Origin of the sequence: Enterococcus sp. DIV1726a (genome assembly GCF_051710985.1) — a bacterium.
In the GTDB taxonomy this organism is placed as follows: Bacteria; Bacillota; Bacilli; order Lactobacillales; family Enterococcaceae; genus Enterococcus_B; species Enterococcus_B hirae.
This window is the reverse complement of the sequence record NZ_JBIOLS010000001.1, coordinates 939,792-958,543: the sequence shown is the minus strand read 5'-3', so window position 1 is coordinate 958,543 and position 18,752 is coordinate 939,792. Positions and strand designations below refer to the sequence as shown.

Here is an 18,752-nt window from a genome sequence, read left to right as displayed (position 1 = left end):
AAAGGAGGAATGATCGTGAAAAAGTGGTTTTGGATACTACCCTTCTTCTTTCTACTGATGGGAAATCTTAACATCTACGGCGAATCCTTACAAAGTTTTGATGCACAAATGCAAGGCAATGAATCAACACCATCAACAAACGACAATTATTTTGATCTACAACTAAAACCTGGACAGGAATCGACTTTGAATGTCTTAGTCACGAATCTAAAAGAAACTGAGATCACGATCATTCCGTCCTTTAATCGTGCAAAGACTAATCAACTAGGTGTTGTTGAATATTCTGGTAGAAATCAAGATCGTCCTAATAATTTGCCCATTGATATCGAGAAAATTGTTTCTGTTGATAAGCAAAAGTTTACTCTTGCGGGACATGAACAAAAAAAGATTCCTTTAACCATCAAAATGCCAGAAAAAGATTTTGATGGAGTAATTGCGGGTGGGCTCTATCTCCAAGAAGAACCAAAAAAAGATATACAAGGAAATATTCAACATGTCTTTTCTCGGGAGATTGCTGTCTTACTTAAAACACAACTAAACAAAATCCAACCGAACTTAGAACTAAAAAAAGCAGCACCTACCCAAATCAACCAGAGAAATGCCATCAAAGCAACTTTGGAAAATACTAATGCTGCTTATCTATCTAGTGCTCGTATACACTATGAGATCAAAAAAGAACAACAACAAACCCCAGTACTAACTGGGACCCAGCCCATTTCGTTCGCCCCTAACAGCGGCACAGACTATTTGATTTTTTTAGAAGGAAAAGAATTCGAACCAGGAACCTATCAGCTAATGACGAATGTCAAAAACAAGGAAATCAATTGGCAGCAAAAGATAAATTTTACTATTTCGCAAAAAACAGCTGCAACTTATAATGAACAAAATATATCTACTACAAAGGATGAGCCGCAAAACAATTGGCTCCTTTGGCTAGCTGGAGGTATTATTTTCGCTCTCGTCCTCATTATTGTCTTTTTACTGTATATTGTAAAAAAGAAAAAACGATAACTGTTATCAAACAAAAACTAACTCTACCTAAATTTTCACGAGGCAGAGTTAGTTTTTATTTCTGGTATAGTTTTTATCGAAGGATATACCACCAACCTCATTTGTTCTTTTTCACGAACAACAGTAATTCCATCTATTTATTTCTAACTAACAGCTTCTTATTGTGATTCTCCAAATCGAATGGTATCTCCAATCGCAAACTCTGGAAAGATTTGAGGCTCTACAACGATTGCTCCTGGCAAGACTTCGTTTTCTCCTGTGCGGAAATAAATGGAGATATGACCGAGGGTTTCAAAGTTATGATTGGCTTCACTGCCAACTTCTTTGATTTGATATTCTTGGTTGCCGATGGTCAGTATATCCCCTGTTTTGATGACATTTTTAGCCGTTTCATGATTGTCATGAACCACACAGATGTCTTTTAATTCAGGTGGTACCTGTTGTCCGAAAAGAATCATTAAGTACTCTGCCGCAAATTCTTCCACTAAAGAACCAACCTCAACAATCTTTGTTGTGTGCATGGTTTTCTCCTCCTTCTATGATAACGTCGTATCTTGTAAATGACGTAACTGCCAAACAGTGGTATTGGCATCTAGTTCAACGTCATCTTCAGTTAAGAAAGAACCCGCCCGTATAAAACGTTTTGCTATTACTTCCCCAGAGATCAGTCCGATCGGGATATGTCCCTCTCGCTTCATTTCTTCGTGGGTCTCAAGTACTCCTCGGACACAAAAACCACCGATTCCATCTAAATGATCCCCAGGTTGAATATCTTTTTTCGCTACCGCAACGGTTTCTGAAATTGGGGCGCCTAATGGAACAATGGCATGATCTTGTTGTAAGACAGCTTTTGCAATCGTAATTGGTGTTTCTAAACTTGCTAAATGATACGGGCGATATAAGATATGATGATCCCGTTCCCCTTTCTTCATCAAGTAATTCATTTCTTCAGCTACTTCGCTATTTTGCCCCTTAACGATAACAAAGACGCCTGGCGCTAAACCATCCACATATTCCACTACACCAAATTGAGATAAGACCCCACCATTTTCCTTTAAATCTAACGAAGTAATGACAGAATCTAGATCCCCTTTCAAACCATGCATACCTACCTTGTCAGGGATATAGCCAATCGCATTTGATAAAAGATTCATTTCAGCCATTGTTTTTGTCCCATCTTGGAAAGCAGCTAGCATGTGAGGAGCCATTTGTTTTTTCTGAGCTTCTTTTTCAGCAGTTGCCGGATTTGCGGAAATATTCAATTGATTATTCTTCCCTTTTCCCGCAACTAAGACTTCCATCCCCATAGACGAAGCAAATTCAAATAATTCGGTGGTTGCTGCAGGTTCATCGCCATCTGATCCTGTATAGATCAACCCTGCTGAATCATAGAGTTTATGCATCAAAGGTCCAATAGTGATATCGATTTCAACATTTAATAAGACAAGATGTTTTTTTGCTAATAACGCTTCAAGCGCAATTTTTGCTCCTGCTTCAGGTACACCAGTAGCATCTACGATTACTTCATTCCAATCAGAGTGAATAATTTCTTTAGCATCTGTTGAAATAAGGACATCATTTTTAACTTTTGCTGAAGCTAGATACGCTTCTTTCGCTTTTTGTGCATAATCAAGGGACAAGTCACTGATTCCTGTTACGATCATCCCTGGAATTGACGCTATTTGTGCAATCATTCCCCTGCCCATTTGTCCTGCACCAATTACACCCACTTTGATTGGATTTCCTGTTTTTTCTCTTAATTGTAATTCACCATATAAAGTCATCTTATGTATTTCCTCCACTCATTCAATTTTTTATGTTTTTTTATAAATATTCTCTAAAGATTCGGTTCACTAATATTTTAGGCGAATTGGCAAAATTACCAATTGTCGAGCCCGCAATATGAGGGGTGATCGTGAGATTATCTAATGTTAGATAAGTATGGTCTGCGGGTAATGGTTCCTGTTCAAAAACATCCACTGCCGCTCCCGTAATCTCTTTGTTTCTTAATGCTTGAATCAAATCTTGTTCATTGACTAATCCAGCACGGGCACTATTGATGAAAACAGCAGAAGGTTTCATTTTCTTGAAGTGCGACTCATTGATCATATGTTTTGTTTGAGGAGTCAATCGATAATGCATCGAAAAGATATCTGCTTTTTCCACCAGTTCCTCTAAGCTAACTTGAGTATCAGGGGACGTACCATCAAAATAATCATCAAAGAAAAGAACGTTACATCCAAAAGGTCGCAACAAATGAGCAACTCGTTGGCCAATTTCGCCATAACCAATTAAACCAATCGTTGACTCTTTTAATTCAGGTGCTAATAGCCCATTAGGATAGTACTTTTGCCACTGATGCTCTCTTAATTTTTGATTTCCTCGTGCGATATTTCGTATTTCTGTCAAAATCAAACCAACAGTAAATTCCGACACACTAGTCTTACTTCTGCCAGGAGTATTATAAACAGCAATTCCTTTTTCTTCGGCATAGCTAACAGCGACATTTTCTGTACCTGCTCGCAGTACGCCAACTAATTCCAAATTTTCCGCCCGTTCGATCACTTTTTTACCAATCGGTGCAAATTGAGTAATGATCCACTGATACTCTTCAATATTTTCTAAGAGATACTCTGGTAATTCGACTGCATCACACCCATGTTTTTCAATCTTGATATTATCTTTTTGCAGACTATCTAAATCAGAATGCCGCCATTCTTTGATGTCTACAGAAATTCCTTTTGTCGCTAAATCTTTTAAGCCTTCTTCCATCATTTCTCGATCAATAAATAAATCTGCGATTGCTAAACATTTGATCATTCTTTATTCCCCTCCTCATTTAATACAACTGATACCCGATAGCTTCCTAGGGTACTAGCGATCTCGAATGCTTTTTGGATATCCATTAATGGAACTTTGGTTTCAATCAATTTTGATACATCGACACGCCCTTCATTCAGGAGTGTAGCTGCGTCATAAAAATCTTCTAATGTGGAAGCATACGTACCGATCACTTCGAGACGCATATAATGAATCGTATTTGGCTGGATAGCCATTTCAGGCGCAGGATAACCTGCAGCATAAATCGAGATTTTCCCATCTTTTTCTTTCACCATCTCAAGGGATTGATTCATCGCTAAAGTGGATCCGACTGCCACAATCACACTATCAGCCCCTTTTCCATTTGTGAGTTCTTTGACTTTTTGGACTGGATCGGTTTGACTTGCATCAATCGCTTCAAACCCTAATTCCTTGATTAGAGCTAACTTTTTAGGCATGACCTCAGAAATAATGACCCTTGCGCCCATTGCTCGTGCTGTTAGTCCATTAAGAAGTCCCATTGTTCCTCCACCGATGATCACGATCGTTTCTTTCCCAGGCACTATTCGTAATTTTTTCATATTTTGAACGACGGAGGATAAAGGTTCGACAAAAGCAGCTTCTGAGGCAGATAAAGTTGGTCTCATCTTGACGAAGCTCTTGGCTTTACGAACAAAATAATTCGCAAATCCAAAAATCCCATAAAACTCTTTTGAATAATTCTTTCCAAATTGCCGTTTGTTTTCACAATTCGTAATTTCACCAAATTTACACTCATCACAGTAACCACAATAATCATAAAGTACACTGACTCGATCGCCGATCTGGTAGGTATCGCCGACAGCTTTGCCTTTTGCTATGACAATTCCTGAACATTCATGTCCGCCAGCCATAGGATAGCCTTGATGTTCTCTAAGTCCTAACCATTGTTGATAGTCAGTTGTACAAATGTTACAAGCTTCTTGTTTTACTAACAATTCATCTTCTGCCAATTCAGGCATCGGTATTTCCTTGATCTTTGCATTCTTCTTCTCAGCTAAATAGCCAAACGTTATGTTTTTAGGTTGCATTTTTTCACTCCTATTCTATAATCCAATTGAAAAGGCATACGCAATGATAACTGCGATCGGACCAGTTAAAATTCGCGAAAACAACACAGCTGGTACACCATTAGAAATCGTTTCTGGTTTTGCTTCTCCCAAAGTCATTCCTACGGGTGCAAAATCACAGCCAACTTGTGAATTGATAGCAAACAGTGCTGGTAGAGCGTAATGTGGCGGGATTGTACCATTAGCGATCTCTGTTCCGATCAATAAACCAATCACCGAAGCAATCACCGCCCCTGGTGCTAATAAAGGAGATAAAAACGGCAAACTAGTAATAGCACCTAATAGAACTAAGCCAAGTAAGCTACCGCCTAAAGGTGACAAAAACTTCGCAATAATATCCCCAATTCCTGTATAGTTGATAATACCAATCAAAGTTGCAACAAAAGCCATAAATGGAATAATATTTGTTAGCACGGTATCGATCGTTTCACGCCCTGCTTGATACATGATATTGATAAAGCTCCCCGCACCACGTCCGATGGTATCGATCAAGCCAAAAATCCCACCTTTTTTATTGCTATGATTTTTCTTTTCAGTGGTTTCTTTTGTTATTTCTGTAGTTGTTTCCGGTTTATTTGTGTTGATATTTGATGTTTTTTCATTCTTATCTTCTTTATTATGTACTTGTGCAGCTTCGCTCTCACTAATAATTTCTATGTTTGTAATCGTTGTTCCTGAAACAAAAATATCTTCTGTCATAAATTTCGCCAACGGTCCAGAAGGCGCTTGCAATTTTACGTTGATTGTTGGGATCTTCATTCTTGGATACGTTCCACAGCGTGCTGTTCCGCCACAATCAATGACTGCACACAAGGTTTCTTCTTTTTCCACTGGATTTTTAAATGCATCAACCGCTGTTACCCCAGCTAATTCCGCAATCTTTTCAGCGACGGGATGAATGCCCCCACCGGTTACGCTGATAACGTACTTCTTACGTTCATCATTTAACGGAATGGTTAATGGTCCTCCCCAGCCACCATTTCCTTTATGGATAATTAGTTTTTTCGCTTCCATCTCTACCTCCATTCTCAGTTTCGTCTATGCTTCTGTTGTTTTTTTTGCTTCTCTTTGTGTTAAGAAACGAGCAATTTTTTCTGTAATGATTCCTCGTACTAAGATGATCATAAAAGCAGCTAATAAATATCTTAGACCTAATTCACTTTGATTTCCCACTTTACCAAAGCCAGCTGCCACACCAAGATAAACAAATAGTTCTGCTGAATTTGCATGAGGAAATAATCCCACGATGGGATGAAGCATTGAAACCGTTGCATCATAGTAAGCTGCCTTGTGTTCTTCTTTTAAAAATCGTCCAAATGTATAACACATTGGATTTGTTAAAAAGAAACACGCTAAAAACGGAATCAATGTATAGCGTAATAACGTGAATTTCGTACATCGTTGCATGAATCCAAATACTCTTTTTTCTCCGATAATTTTTATTAGAGCGTTTACAAAAAGAATCAAAGAAATCAACAGCGGAACGATCGTCGTTAAAAATCCAACAAAAGTATCTGCTCCAGCTTGAAACATTCCCATAAAGCCATCTGACAACTTCACCAGAAAATTCAAATCCCATTCCTCCTTTTAAGATCAAATTGCGCGCTTTTATCAAAAGACAATTTATTTGTCATATGATACCACACCAAGAATATATCATTTGACAAAATTAATGTCAATTGATTTTTTCGAAAAAATAAAGTACACTAAAAATGGAAATGTTTTTTATTAAATGTATGACAGTTATGATTACCCGATCGACTTGATCTATTTAAGTGAAGTGAATAACTGGAGTGAAACGATCAATTGGAGGAAAAAATGAGTAAGTCTGAAGAAAGAAACATGGTGAAAGTAGCAACTTTATATTATAAAGAAGGTCTGACACAAGCACAGATTGCTAAGAAAATGGGAGTCTCTCGTTCACTCATTTCTAAATGGTTAATTGATGCTCGAAAAGCAGGTTTCATTGAATTTTTTATTAATAGTGAAAATATCTATGCCATTGAATTAGAAACCGAACTAGAGAAAAAATTTGCCTTATCTTTTGTTAAAGTGGTGGACACAACTAATCTATCTTATCCAGAAATCGAGAAAATGGTTGGACAAATTGCAGCAATTTCTTTAAAAGATAAGATTGCAGCTGCGAAAACAATCGGGATTTCATGGGGAAAGTCAATCAAAAGCTTAGTTACTCAATTTCCATTTGAGAATTATCCTGATACAACATTCATTCCATTAATCGGCGGCATGGGATATGATCATTTTGATATCCACTCCAATCAACTTTGCCATGAATTTGCTCGAAAGACGCGTGGTTCTTCAAAATATCTTTACACTCCAGCACTGGTTTCTAATGAGATAATCCGTCAAGAATTTGAAGGTAATATCTACATTGATAAAATTCTCTCTGAAGCCAAAAAAGTCGAATTAGCACTTGTCGGTATCTCCTCCCCTGATCATTTCAACACGATGGAAGAAATCGGGTATACTAATAAAAAAGAAATGGCACAATTAAGAGGGATTGGTGCAGTTGGGGACATCAACTCCCGTTTTTATGATAAAGATGGGCAAGAAGTAAATCATCCAATCAATAAGCATGTGGTTGGCCTAAGTCTTGAAGAGCTTAAAGCGATTCCTGAAACCATCGCTATTGCTTATGATGATGCGAAATGGCAAGGAATCTATTATGCTTGTAAAAATCAACTGATTGACTCCATCATTACTACCGACACCATTGCGGATCACTTGATTCATATGGATATTTAGCAATGACAAAAACGGAAGTTACGTAAGAGCAGTTCCGCTTCTCACCTGTTTCCTTTATCTGCTCTTGAATCTCCTAACTATTTCCGCTATGATTAAAAAGTAATAAAATATGATTTTGTTTGCAGGGGGACGCTGTTGCGTTGAGAAGGTAAAACCTGACCCTTTGAACCTGTTTGGTTGATACCAGCGTAGGGAGCAAATGTCCTTTTTGTTGATGCGAAATCAAAACAAACAAGACATTCTTCTTTCTAGGGGAATGTCTTTTTCTATTTTAAGGAGGATTACAGATGAAAAAAGTGCTTAGTATTGCAGGATCAGATTGTAGTGGTGGCGCGGGTATACAAGCCGATTTAAAGACTTTTTCTGCTCATCGAGTGTATGGAATGTCGGTTATCACCTCAGTCGTAGCTGAAAATACGGTTCGTGTATTGACCTACCAAGATATTTCCCCTCAAATCATCAAAGATCAAATGGATGCGGTTTTTGAAGACATTTTTCCCGATGCCGTAAAAATTGGGATGCTTTCTAGCCAAGAAACAATGCTTGCAGTGACCGAAAGTTTAAAAAAATGGCAACCACAAAATATTGTTTTAGACCCAGTGATGTACGCTAAAAACGGCAATGCGTTGATGGAGCCAACTGCGATTGATACACTGATTCAGACGGTTCTTCCCTTAGCTAACTTGATTACACCTAATATCCCAGAAGCAGAAAAAATTGCTCAATGTACGATCTCATCAATAGCAGATATGGAACAAGTCGGACGAACCATCTACGAAAATAGCGGAACAGCTGTTTTAATCAAAGGTGGGCATAAATCTGGTGAAGCTACCGATGTGCTCTTTGATGGAAATAAATTCTATCACTTTACTGCAGAACGAATCGAAACCAAAAATACTCATGGGACAGGGTGTACGTTATCTTCTGCTATTGCTTCTGAATTAGCTCTAGGGAAATCCTTAGAGCAGGCTGTCTGTGAAGCAAAGAAATACGTTACACTTGCAATCCAACATTCGTTGGCGATCGGTCAAGGACATGGTCCTACGAATCATTTCTACTCGCTTTACCAAAATACCGTTGAAGAGGAGTAATTTTATGTCATCATTCGAAACGATTATCCAACAGATTCGTGCATGCAATCCGTTGGTTCACCATCTAACGAACTATGTAACAGTCAATGATTGTGCCAATATTACTTTAGCTATTGGTGGTTCTCCGATAATGGCTGATGCGATTCAAGAAGTAGCAGAAATAACAGCTAAAACGGATGCACTCGTTCTCAATATAGGAACCTTGAATGAACAAACCGTCGATTCGATGATTCTTGCTGGCAAAGAAGCGAACAAGCATGGAATTCCGGTCATATTCGATCCAGTCGGTGTGGGTATTTCTCAATTTCGTATGGATGTGACTAAAAAGTTATTAAACAGTATCCATTTTACAGTCATTCGTGGAAATTATTCAGAAATCCTTTGTCTAGCAGGTATTCAAACTTCAGCTAAAGGAGTAGACACTTCGCTTGTGAATCAAAAAAAAGAAACTGAAGTCATCAATATTGCACGAACACTAGCTTCTTCTTTTCACTGTATCATCGTCATAACCGGCGCAATCGATATCGTTTCAGATGGTGTTCGAACGATGCAGGTAAAAAATGGTTGTGCTGCAATGCGCCATGTTACTGGTACTGGTTGTATGTTAGATTCTCTAATTGCTAGTTTTTGTGGTGGTTATTCCGATGATTTTTTTGAAGCAGCCGTAAGTAGCGTGATTGCCATGGGAGTTGCTGGTGAATTAGCTTTTGAAAAGGCAAAAACCAAAGGAACAGGTAGTTTACGTACTCATTTAATAGATGAAATAAGTAAACTAACGGATCAAACCTTATCAGAACGAGGTGACTATATTGCATTCGATGATTGATTACCGGCTCTACCTTGTAACAGATCCACTCTTGTTCAATACCAATACACTGCTAGAAGCTGTCTCACAAGCACTTGAAGGAGGCGTTACTGCTGTCCAACTCCGAGAAAAACAGTTAGATTCTAGAAAGTTTTACGAAGAAGCCATACAGATAAAGCGATTAACCAAAAGATATAACGTTCCCTTGATCATCAATGACCGCCTTGATATTGCTCTGGCATGTGATGCAGACGGTCTCCATATAGGTCAAAATGACTTACCCTTAACTATAGCTCGTAAGCATCTTGGACCAGATAAACTAATCGGTGTTTCAGTACAAACGGTTGAAGAAGCCATCGAAGCAGAAAAAAATGGTGCGGATTATCTAGGAGTCGGTGCAATGTTTCCTACAGATACCAAACCAGATGCAATACATGTCACAACTGAAGAATTAGAAAAAATCTGTGCGCAAATCTCGCTTCCAATCATTGTGATCGGTGGAATCAATCAGCAAACAATCCCAGCTTTTCACTCACTTCCCATTCAAGGTTTTGCTGTCGTATCTGCTATTTTGTCAAAAAAAGATATCAAAAAAGCCAGTCAGGAACTTTTAGGATTGATTGATCAGACGATTGGGAGGTAAATCAATGTCATTTTCAAAAAATTTAAAAATCGAAGCTTATGACAGCTGGGAAAAAGGATTTAATCATCCATTTATTCAAGAATTAGGAAAAGGTATTCTTGCTAAAAAGACATTTCAATTTTATTTACTACAAGATTACTTGTATTTATTTGAATATGCTAAAGTATTCGCATTAGCTGCCACCAAATCAGACAATGAACATCAATTATTTCATTTTGTTGAAGCACAATACAGTATTCTAGCAACAGAACTTGACTTACATCGCCAATATATGTTGGATTATGCTATTGAAAAAGAAGAATTTAACACCGTACAACCTTCTTTTTACAATCGCTCTTATACAAAAAATATGCTAGCAATCGGCCATAGTGGAGGTGTAGCTGAAATCATCGCAGCTATCCTTCCATGTGCTTGGACCTATTACGATTATGCGAGTCGTTTAAAAAAACGATATCAATCGAGTTTAGAAAAGAACCCCTATCGCTCCTGGATTGATTTATATGCAGATCCTAGTTTTGAAAAATCATTTGAGTGGATGTTTGACCTGTTGGATGAATTAGTCGAAATGAAAAGTGCGAAAGACCAACAAAAAATAAAACAAATTTTTATATCAAGTTTGGAATTTGAGTATCTTTTTTGGGAAATGTCTTATCATGAAGAAATGAATCTGATTCCATTATCAGAATAAATTGTATAGTGATTTCAGTAGACAACTTCTTCTGCTTTCGTTTAAAGCAGATCTAGTAAAACATGTTAAGTCTAGGACACTCACCTTTTAGTCTCTAGACCAGACGAACACTCAATCATTGTAGGACTGATAGAGTATTCTATCGGTCCTGATTTTTTATAAAAAACTACTACACTACCGCTAAGATGAAGTTATTCAACCCATCAATCTGAAAGAACTTATTTGATCACGCCAAACTACTAAGTAAAATTGTGTATGTCTTTTACTGCTTTGAGAATAACCGTTTGTCTAGTCCTCATCGGTGATTGCACTCATTCGACATAAAAAATAGTAATCTCTCTATAAAATTAACTGACGAAAATATAATCATAAAAAACACAAATTCTTTATTGAACCAAATAGAAATTTCCCATAAACTCACATTCCTAAGTCACACATTGCGTCTTTTAACCAAGGATGTAAAACGAAAATATCCGTTAAAGCCCACTCAATATAGGTTTTACACCCTTGATCTAAAGAGATGTCTAAAGCTTTGTTCAATTGTTTTAAATAAGGAGCACTATGGTCTCTATCCCATTTAATCTTATCTGCAATGAAAACAACTTTATCTAAACTAGAAGCATTTTTTTTAAGCGTTGTATGACATTCAATAGCTGATAATATTTCTCTATCCTTGATATTGAATAGTTCTTTTGCTATACATACTGATTGTTTTTGGTGGAGAATCATAGGTAGTTTCTCTTCTTCTTTTAGAACTTCCTCCCCTAAACTCTTTTGTAGTTCTATCCTTTCATCATCAGGAATGACTACGCTAATATCATGTAACAAACCAGCAAGATAGGCTTTATCTTTTGGTACGTTAAACTTTTCTGCAAGTTCTTTCGCCTTGTTGGCTACTTCATACGAGTGAAAGACGGTTTTATCTTTCCCATAATAATTCAAAAATTCTTTGACTTGTATTTCAATATTTTTAGAACTAAAGGGTATCTTATACTCAATAATATTCTTCATTTTGACTCACCTTCCAATGAATGCCTTTACATTATTATGTATTAATAAGGTCAAAAATAAAGTTCGACAATCATTCCATCCTCTGATAGTTTTGCTCCTTTTTAGCTTTTCGATTCCCATGGATCAGGGTACAACGAATAAAATCATCAAATCAATCTAAGTGCGTTTTGATTTCTTACTGTCTGACTTATTCCTATCAGATAACAAACCATAAGTGGCATAAGCAGGAATTACTACAGCTAAGAACATTTTAACGAGAAACTTAAAAACTTTCATATGATTCACCATCCTTTATATGTTACTCATACTTTATCATACTACCTATTAATAACCCAGCTATCGCAGGCGATCGTTTATCCTTAGAGACTAACTACTTCTTACTTCTCCCTCATTATTTCATGAGGTTGTGAAAAGAGTGTCTTGACCTGAGCGCTCACCAAGTAAAAACTGCGACGAGTAATCGCAGGAGCATTAAGGATGAAAATCTCGAAACAGCTTCCCATGTTTTGAGATTTTTTGACTTATCGCCGAAGGTCAGCTCTTTGAACACCGTGAATCAGAGGTCGTGAAAACATCGGGTAGCTCTGATGACAATAAGAAAGAATTTTTTGAAACAGCTCCTCATGTTTTGAAAAATTCAGGCTTATTTCAAGGAGCTGATGTTTGAACACCGTTTATTCGTTTTTAGAGATACTAGAATACTATCTGTCATGGTAATACTATTTTAACCAAATAAAAAGAACAGAAAGAAATTTTCTTCTTTCTGTCCAAATGATTCTAAGAATTTTCTTTACCAACATCATTTGACAAAGAGACCAAAAATGTAAGATTCATTAGTGGCTCTATGATACCCGAAGGCTGGGGTTTAGCTAGAACTCTGATTATTTTAATTAGATGATTACCCATCTCGTATTTTCTTAGTTCAGTTTAACTAGATGATTTATTTCAAAACAAGATTGCTGACTTAAATCCTAATTCAGCATAATCAAACAAATATGCTGCATCAATTCATCTCACATTTTAATTTTGTAAAAAATTGATATTTGTTTCACAATTTTATTGTAAAACAAAACAATGCTTATTGGAACAAACACCCCTAACATCAAGCGGAATAATCCATTTATAGGTGTTATTTCGCCATGCCTCATATTAAAAATTTGAATAGGTATCATATGAAACAAGAATATATTCTTACTATAGGAGTTTAAATTTTCAAAACTTTTGATTTTACTTTTAGAAATAACCAGCAGTCCATACAAACTAAAAATAAAAGGGATTGTGAAATACATAAAATTCTTATCGATTCCTTGATTATAAAATGTGATTATCCCTTCGACTCCTCCTAAAAAACACGCAGCGACTAGTCCATATATTAATAACTTTCGATGCTTTTCTAAATTATGTACATTATCAGCCAAAACAAACCCTATGGAAATAAAGAGTGGACTAAAGAATAACCCATTTCTTGTAGTAAAAAAAATATTAAAGTATTTTTCCATAACTGATATGACCATTGGATTTGATATAAATAAGGAATACGTTTCAAGGGAACCAACAGAAAAAAATAAAAAGCAAATCAGAAAAATCCATTTATATCTAAATCTTTGAAACATATATTTAACTATAGCTAATGAACTTATCAAAGCAGGAAAATACCATAAGTGATAGAAGCTTCCAGTATATAGGAAACTAACTACCAATGCCAATAATATTGACCATAAATTCCACTGAATATCAACTGTATCTTGTAACAGTTGAACACCAAACGGAATGTACAGCAAAAACACTATAGTATATAGACGTACTATTCTTCTTAGCCACATCTTCGAATAGCCTTCCCTCTTACTATTTATCCGAAAGAAATATGCATTATTTACAAAAAAGAATGGAACAGCAATACGACAAACCATACTTTTTAGAAAAAAATGCACTATCGGGTGACTAGTAATGGTCCCACAATGAATAACAACAACACAAATCGTCGCAATAAACTGAGCAATAAATAGTTTTTGATTCTTATTATCCATAATCCCTCCAACAAGCAAATTTGACTTTAATAGGCTAGAAATAAAAATAGAATATGTACCAAAAAAAATTTGGAGATAATTAACTCTAACATCTATATTTTCTCTTTCCTCTTTAATTTCTTAAATCCACAATACTATATTAATTATAGTATTGATTAATGTAAAAAACATTAGACTAAAGTCCAATTCATTTAATTCATAATTGTATAGAGTGGGAGCAATTTTAAACTATTGAGGTATTCAAAAAAACAATAGATAGATCCCTATTTTTTTAAAATTAGATGATTACCATTATTGTATTTTCTTGGCTCAGTTTGATTAGATGAATTATTTCAAACACAGATGAGTGGGTAAAAACGACTTTCACTATACCTAGAAGCCAGAAAAATCATAGGCTATCTAACGTTTGAATCCCTGTAGAACCCTCACCCATGATAAGGACCATTTTCTGCTCTTTGTAGTAGCGATAGCAACTCATAAAAATCATCAGATAGAAAAACGTTTTCTTCATCTTCATTACCTCTATTCATTTTAGCTTCTTATACGGCAGTAGGTACGGTTCTTTTCATGATGTGGAATGTTTTTCTGTATAGAGAGTAGGACAATAGTCCGCTTCAAAAAGAAAATGGCTCTATAACAAAAAAATCTGGGTCAGAATGAACCTCATTCTGTCTCAGATTTTTTTTAACACCACGCATCAGTTCTTATTGACAAAGAGCCGAAATTTTCTTCTTTCTGTCCAAATGATTCTAAGATTTCTCTTTACCTACATCATCTGGGTGATTATTTAACTAATACATCGATAGATCTGCTTTTATTTCCTTTTTATTTACTTCTTTTTTTAATCCCCAAACCAATGTTATTAGGAAAGCAACAGTGAAACCAATAATTTGAGAAGCTATTCCTCCATAAAAACCGACATCAATTCCTTTACTATTGATAATTAACGGGATTCCTAATAGTCCAAATCCGCCAAAAGCATATTGTACTGTATTTGTCATACCAGCAATCATTGCCCCTACACTGCCACCAATTACAGCTGCAACAAGAGGTCTTTTCAACGGAAGTAATACTCCATAAAGAGCTGGTTCAGCAACACCTATTAAAGTAGTGACTCCTACTGAATAACACAACGCTGTTAAATCTTCCTTTTCTGATTTCAGTCCTGCAGCAAAAGATGCTCCTGCAATCGCAAATTGACTTGCTAGTAATAGTCCTAAAATTGGATTATACCCTTGCACTGCTATATTGCTAATGAAAATAAGGATAAATAGCCAATGTAGTCCTAGTATAATTAATAAAATCCATGTTCCACCTAATACTATTCCAGCTATAATTGGGCTAAAGCTATACACTAAGTCCATCATTACAGCGATAATTTTACTAAACCAAGATACAAAAGGTCCGATAGCTAATAAAGAACTAGGAATAATAACTATCAAAATAAGCATTGGTTGAATTAAAAAACGTATCTCTCTTAATGGGATTTTCTGAATTTGTTTTTCAATTTTTGAAGCAAACCATACTGCTATAATTACTGGAAAGACAGAAAAAGTATAATCTGTCATATTTACCGAGAGACCTAAAAAAGTTAAATTTCCTTCTGAAATATAAGGAATAAGTGAAGGATAAATCATTGACGCACCAATAATCATTCCCAAATAGCTATCTATTTTGAAATATTTTGCCGCTGAGGCACCGAGTACAACTGGCATAAAATAGAAAAATGTATTTGAAATAGCAAATATAATAATATATGTCCCTGAATCATCTTTAAGAATATGACTTACTTGCAGAATAGACAATATACCTTTAATTGTACCTGAAGCAGCTAATATCCCTAGAACGGGAGAAAAAATACCTGAAACAGTTGCTGAAAATGCATCAAATACATTCCTTTTATTTGTCACAGCAACTTCTTTTGAAAAATTCACGTTACCCACTCATTTCCCTCCTACATAAAATTACCAACAAAGCGATTAAACGAGTTTCTCAAGCAGTGATAGTATAAAAATCAAGAAATCAATTCTCTATAAATTTCTTAATCTTTATTTTAACTAGCAGACCGGACATTTAATATTCAATCAATGTAACACTTCCTGAAATTCCTACTGGGTCTAAATATAAGTATTGAGATAAGTAGTCCTTCACATGACGACCTAAATTATTTACAACAGCTACCTCCAATTCATTTTTACCTACCCTAAGTTTTTCGGATAAATCAAAATTATACGGATATGAAATTTTAGTTCCAATCTCCTCGCCATTTAATCGAACTGTTGCTATTTCAGATAGATCTGAAATATTCAGAGATAACTTTTCGCTTTTAGATTCGAAGTAAGTTTTATAAATTAATTCACCAGAAAAATCACTAAATTCAGGTAACTTTGTTAGATTCGGTAGCTTATCAAAATTCCAATTTCTTCTTTCAGGTAATCCATATCCTCTAACAATTTCCACAGACCAAGGATAATGATTTAAAGATGATTCATTTATTCCAACTTCATCCACCTCAATACGTTGTTTAAGTTCATTTTCAGTATAAAAAATAAGTGTTTCTCCGCGATCTAAATAGACCTGGTACTTACCTTGTATTTTAGTTGGTCGAACAATCCTATTTTCAATTGGATTATAGATTAATAAATCTTCTTTTGTTGGAAATGAAGCAGCAAATTCTAGTGGTTCATACAGATCTTCGTTAAATAGCATGAATATCTCTCCATCTTTTTGAGTATAGTGATAATACCTCAAATATGGAGAAACTTTATCTACTTCTAATTGATCCACTTGATTTCTAAGATTCTTATTTAAATCGCTTAAATTACTTACTTTACATTTTTCTTTGATCTTCTCAAATAACTCTGTATCCGTTATGTTTTCACTAGTCCCTAATGGATAGCCGTCTACAAAAATAACTGATACGCCTTTATCTGCTAGACGGGTTATCTGATTAAGCAATTTGATTGGTAGTCTTTCTGAATACGGTATGATCAATGTATTGAATGTCATTTCATTTAACACAAATTTTGAGTCAACAATAAGTGCTTGGTTGGTTAGCATGTCTGCAGAAACGATATTAAAACCAATTTGATTTTCAGTTAAAGTTCTAGCAGGCTTTTGAAATAACATATAGTCTCCAGACCACTCTGCTTCGGCATGATATAACACTCCAACTGAACTAGTAAATTTCCCTTCTGAAAGCAAATAACTGATTCGATTTACATATTCAATCAACTTATTCATATATGGAAATTGCATATTATGACCATGTGCATAAAAATGTGGTGGACAATCAGGATCTGGAAATTTTTTCATTGTAAATGCATGAGGAACAAAATAATTTACTCCATTTACTAGCATGTGATCTGTTATCCATTTCATTAAACGAAGTCCTTCAGACCAGCCATATGCTCCATAAACTTCACACATCGTTCTTCCTTTTTTTTGTGGGTCTAATTGACCTAGTGAGGAACCTAATTTTGCTAATCCATATGTGAAAAATTCTCCATCCCAACCGGTACTTGTATACGACTTAAATAAACCATTGTTTTGGCGAGGAATCAATTGATGTAATACAACATCAATTCCTGACATCTGCTGTCCTGCCATTGACCTAAAGAAATGACCAGCACCATAACCTAAACGAGCATGAGCGTTATTATCTTCAATCACATGACCAATATATTCAACATTTCGATTATTACACCATTCTCCAATGACCTCGGAGAAATTCTCTGAATACAACTGACTTACTAAATTCATATACTGGTATCGAACTTCGTGCGCTTCTTTATTTTCACCAGTAAACAATAGCAATAAATAGGGGTATATTTTATCTTGAGGAATCCTCATTTTTTCTGCTAATTCAACCTCTAACCCTTTTCTCCATGATAGTTGCATTTCTTGTCTTCCAATTGATGCATTTGGTCCTTTAACATTACCAAAACGTGGTTCATCAGAAAAAAATCCAGCAATTGTTTTTCCAAATTCTTTACCAAAATGCTTATAATGAGGCTCATAAACGGTATCTATTAATACTTGTGTGGATTCTTTAACTAATGGGTTTAAGTACCCTTTTGTGGCTTCTTCCCCACCTTCGAATGTAGTGTACAAAGCAAAAATGGTCCACTCACCTTCAGGTACACTCCAAAATAGCGTACGTTCATTCATATACTCACTAAGATCAATAATTATTTCTTCATCAATTTCACTGTAGGCTGTTTTCTTAGCTGCAAAAATACCCAAGATCTCATTTTTTATGTTATTTGAATGAGCCGAAAGCTTTTCTATCTCTGTCCCAACATTCATTATATTTGGCCGTTCTGAAACCAACCAATCTAGCAGAATTTCTGCATCTTCTCGTGGTCCAACAAAATCCAATGACTTCATTGCTAAGAACTGTTTTTGTAAATGAGGATACTGTGCTTCGATTACTCCCGCTGCATAGCCTGTTGGAAAATGCTTATCGTCTAGTACCCAGACAGTCATGTTTAGCTTTTTACATTCTTTAATAATAAATGACAAATCAGACCACCATTGCTCCTCTAAAAAGTTCTCATACGGCCTTGATTCAATGCAAATCGATTGGATACCTACATTAGAGATTTTTTCTAAATACTCACCAATTATCTGATGATCTTCTCCATGCATCCATAAAAAAGGTAAAAAATGATTATCATATTCTCGGTTAATTGCCTTAACAATTTTCTTCAATTATCTAATTTCCTCACTTTCTATTTTTCATACATATGTAAGAAAATTTTTTATTTTCTTATAATATG

At 35.6% G+C, this 18,752-nt stretch carries 16 protein-coding genes and 1 riboswitch; of the genes, 6 read left to right on the top strand and 10 right to left on the bottom strand.

Going from position 1 to position 18,752, the window contains the following annotated elements:
• The first annotated feature begins 15 nt into the window (after positions 1 to 15).
• Positions 16 to 1,011: a DUF916 and DUF3324 domain-containing protein gene (locus tag IGJ27_RS04430; protein WP_178306071.1), complete on the top strand. Its 996-nt coding sequence runs from the start codon at positions 16 to 18 to the stop codon at positions 1,009 to 1,011.
• Positions 1,012 to 1,169: 158 nt separating this feature from the next.
• Here the strand turns inward: IGJ27_RS04430 and IGJ27_RS04425 are convergent, their stop codons facing one another.
• The 6 genes from IGJ27_RS04425 to srlA are packed head-to-tail and all read right to left on the bottom strand — an operon-like array spanning position 1,170 to position 6,512.
• On the bottom strand, positions 1,170 to 1,532 hold the full coding sequence (locus tag IGJ27_RS04425) for a PTS glucitol/sorbitol transporter subunit IIA (protein ID WP_161652080.1): 363 nt from the start codon (positions 1,530 to 1,532) through the stop codon (positions 1,170 to 1,172).
• Positions 1,533 to 1,547: 15 nt separating this feature from the next.
• Complete coding sequence (locus tag IGJ27_RS04420) at positions 1,548 to 2,795, bottom strand: NAD(P)H-dependent oxidoreductase (protein WP_178306072.1); 1,248 nt, start codon at positions 2,793 to 2,795, stop codon at positions 1,548 to 1,550.
• Positions 2,796 to 2,835: 40 nt separating this feature from the next.
• Positions 2,836 to 3,831 (bottom strand): 2-hydroxyacid dehydrogenase, encoded by a 996-nt coding sequence (locus IGJ27_RS04415; RefSeq protein WP_178306073.1) that lies wholly within the window; start codon positions 3,829 to 3,831, stop codon positions 2,836 to 2,838.
• On the bottom strand, positions 3,828 to 4,901 hold the full coding sequence (locus tag IGJ27_RS04410; RefSeq protein WP_053766471.1) for a zinc-binding dehydrogenase: 1,074 nt from the start codon (positions 4,899 to 4,901) through the stop codon (positions 3,828 to 3,830). Before IGJ27_RS04410 ends, IGJ27_RS04415 begins: the two co-directional genes overlap by 4 nt.
• Positions 4,902 to 4,916: 15 nt before the next feature.
• Positions 4,917 to 5,954 (bottom strand): PTS glucitol/sorbitol transporter subunit IIB, encoded by a 1,038-nt coding sequence (gene srlE / locus IGJ27_RS04405; protein WP_010737302.1) that lies wholly within the window; start codon positions 5,952 to 5,954, stop codon positions 4,917 to 4,919.
• A gap of 24 nt (positions 5,955 to 5,978) precedes the next feature.
• Entirely contained in the window at positions 5,979 to 6,512 is a 534-nt protein-coding gene (srlA, locus tag IGJ27_RS04400; RefSeq protein ID WP_010737301.1) for a PTS glucitol/sorbitol transporter subunit IIC, read from the bottom strand.
• Between the two features lie 246 nt (positions 6,513 to 6,758).
• On the opposite strand from srlA, the gene IGJ27_RS04395 reads away from it, so the two are divergent.
• From IGJ27_RS04395 to tenA, 5 genes are all read left to right on the top strand, one after another.
• Positions 6,759 to 7,706: a sugar-binding transcriptional regulator gene (locus IGJ27_RS04395; RefSeq protein WP_010719627.1), complete on the top strand. Its 948-nt coding sequence runs from the start codon at positions 6,759 to 6,761 to the stop codon at positions 7,704 to 7,706.
• 113 nt (positions 7,707 to 7,819) lie between these two features.
• Positions 7,820 to 7,918: riboswitch (TPP riboswitch) on the top strand.
• Positions 7,919 to 7,993: 75 nt separating this feature from the next.
• The gene (gene thiD, locus IGJ27_RS04390; protein WP_053766473.1) at positions 7,994 to 8,797 is read left to right on the top strand and encodes a bifunctional hydroxymethylpyrimidine kinase/phosphomethylpyrimidine kinase; all 804 of its coding nucleotides are present in this window, start codon (positions 7,994 to 7,996) and stop codon (positions 8,795 to 8,797) included.
• Positions 8,798 to 8,801: 4 nt separating this feature from the next.
• Positions 8,802 to 9,623 (top strand): hydroxyethylthiazole kinase, encoded by an 822-nt coding sequence (thiM, locus tag IGJ27_RS04385; RefSeq protein ID WP_053766474.1) that lies wholly within the window; start codon positions 8,802 to 8,804, stop codon positions 9,621 to 9,623.
• Positions 9,616 to 10,245, top strand: a complete 630-nt coding sequence (gene thiE, locus IGJ27_RS04380; RefSeq protein ID WP_438791711.1) for a thiamine phosphate synthase — start codon at positions 9,616 to 9,618, stop codon at positions 10,243 to 10,245. Before thiM ends, thiE begins: the two co-directional genes overlap by 8 nt.
• 4 nt (positions 10,246 to 10,249) lie before the next feature.
• On the top strand, positions 10,250 to 10,933 hold the full coding sequence (gene tenA / locus IGJ27_RS04375) for a thiaminase II (protein WP_053766476.1): 684 nt from the start codon (positions 10,250 to 10,252) through the stop codon (positions 10,931 to 10,933).
• 417 nt (positions 10,934 to 11,350) lie between these two features.
• Here the strand turns inward: tenA and yqeK are convergent, their stop codons facing one another.
• The 4 genes from yqeK to IGJ27_RS04355 form a co-directional block, all read right to left on the bottom strand.
• Positions 11,351 to 11,944, bottom strand: a complete 594-nt coding sequence (gene yqeK / locus IGJ27_RS04370) for a bis(5'-nucleosyl)-tetraphosphatase (symmetrical) YqeK (RefSeq protein ID WP_053766477.1) — start codon at positions 11,942 to 11,944, stop codon at positions 11,351 to 11,353.
• A gap of 1,013 nt (positions 11,945 to 12,957) precedes the next feature.
• A complete protein-coding gene (locus IGJ27_RS04365; protein WP_178306075.1) occupies positions 12,958 to 13,971 on the bottom strand; it encodes an acyltransferase family protein in 1,014 nt (337 codons plus the stop codon).
• A 791-nt stretch (positions 13,972 to 14,762) separates the two neighbouring features.
• Positions 14,763 to 15,914 carry a PTS transporter subunit EIIC gene (locus IGJ27_RS04360; RefSeq protein WP_178306076.1) on the bottom strand — a complete coding sequence of 384 codons (1,152 nt, stop codon included), beginning with the start codon at positions 15,912 to 15,914 and terminating at the stop codon, positions 14,763 to 14,765.
• Positions 15,915 to 16,044: 130 nt separating this feature from the next.
• A complete protein-coding gene (locus tag IGJ27_RS04355) occupies positions 16,045 to 18,684 on the bottom strand; it encodes a glycosyl hydrolase (RefSeq protein WP_256733877.1) in 2,640 nt (879 codons plus the stop codon).
• Positions 18,685 to 18,752 lie beyond the last annotated feature (68 nt).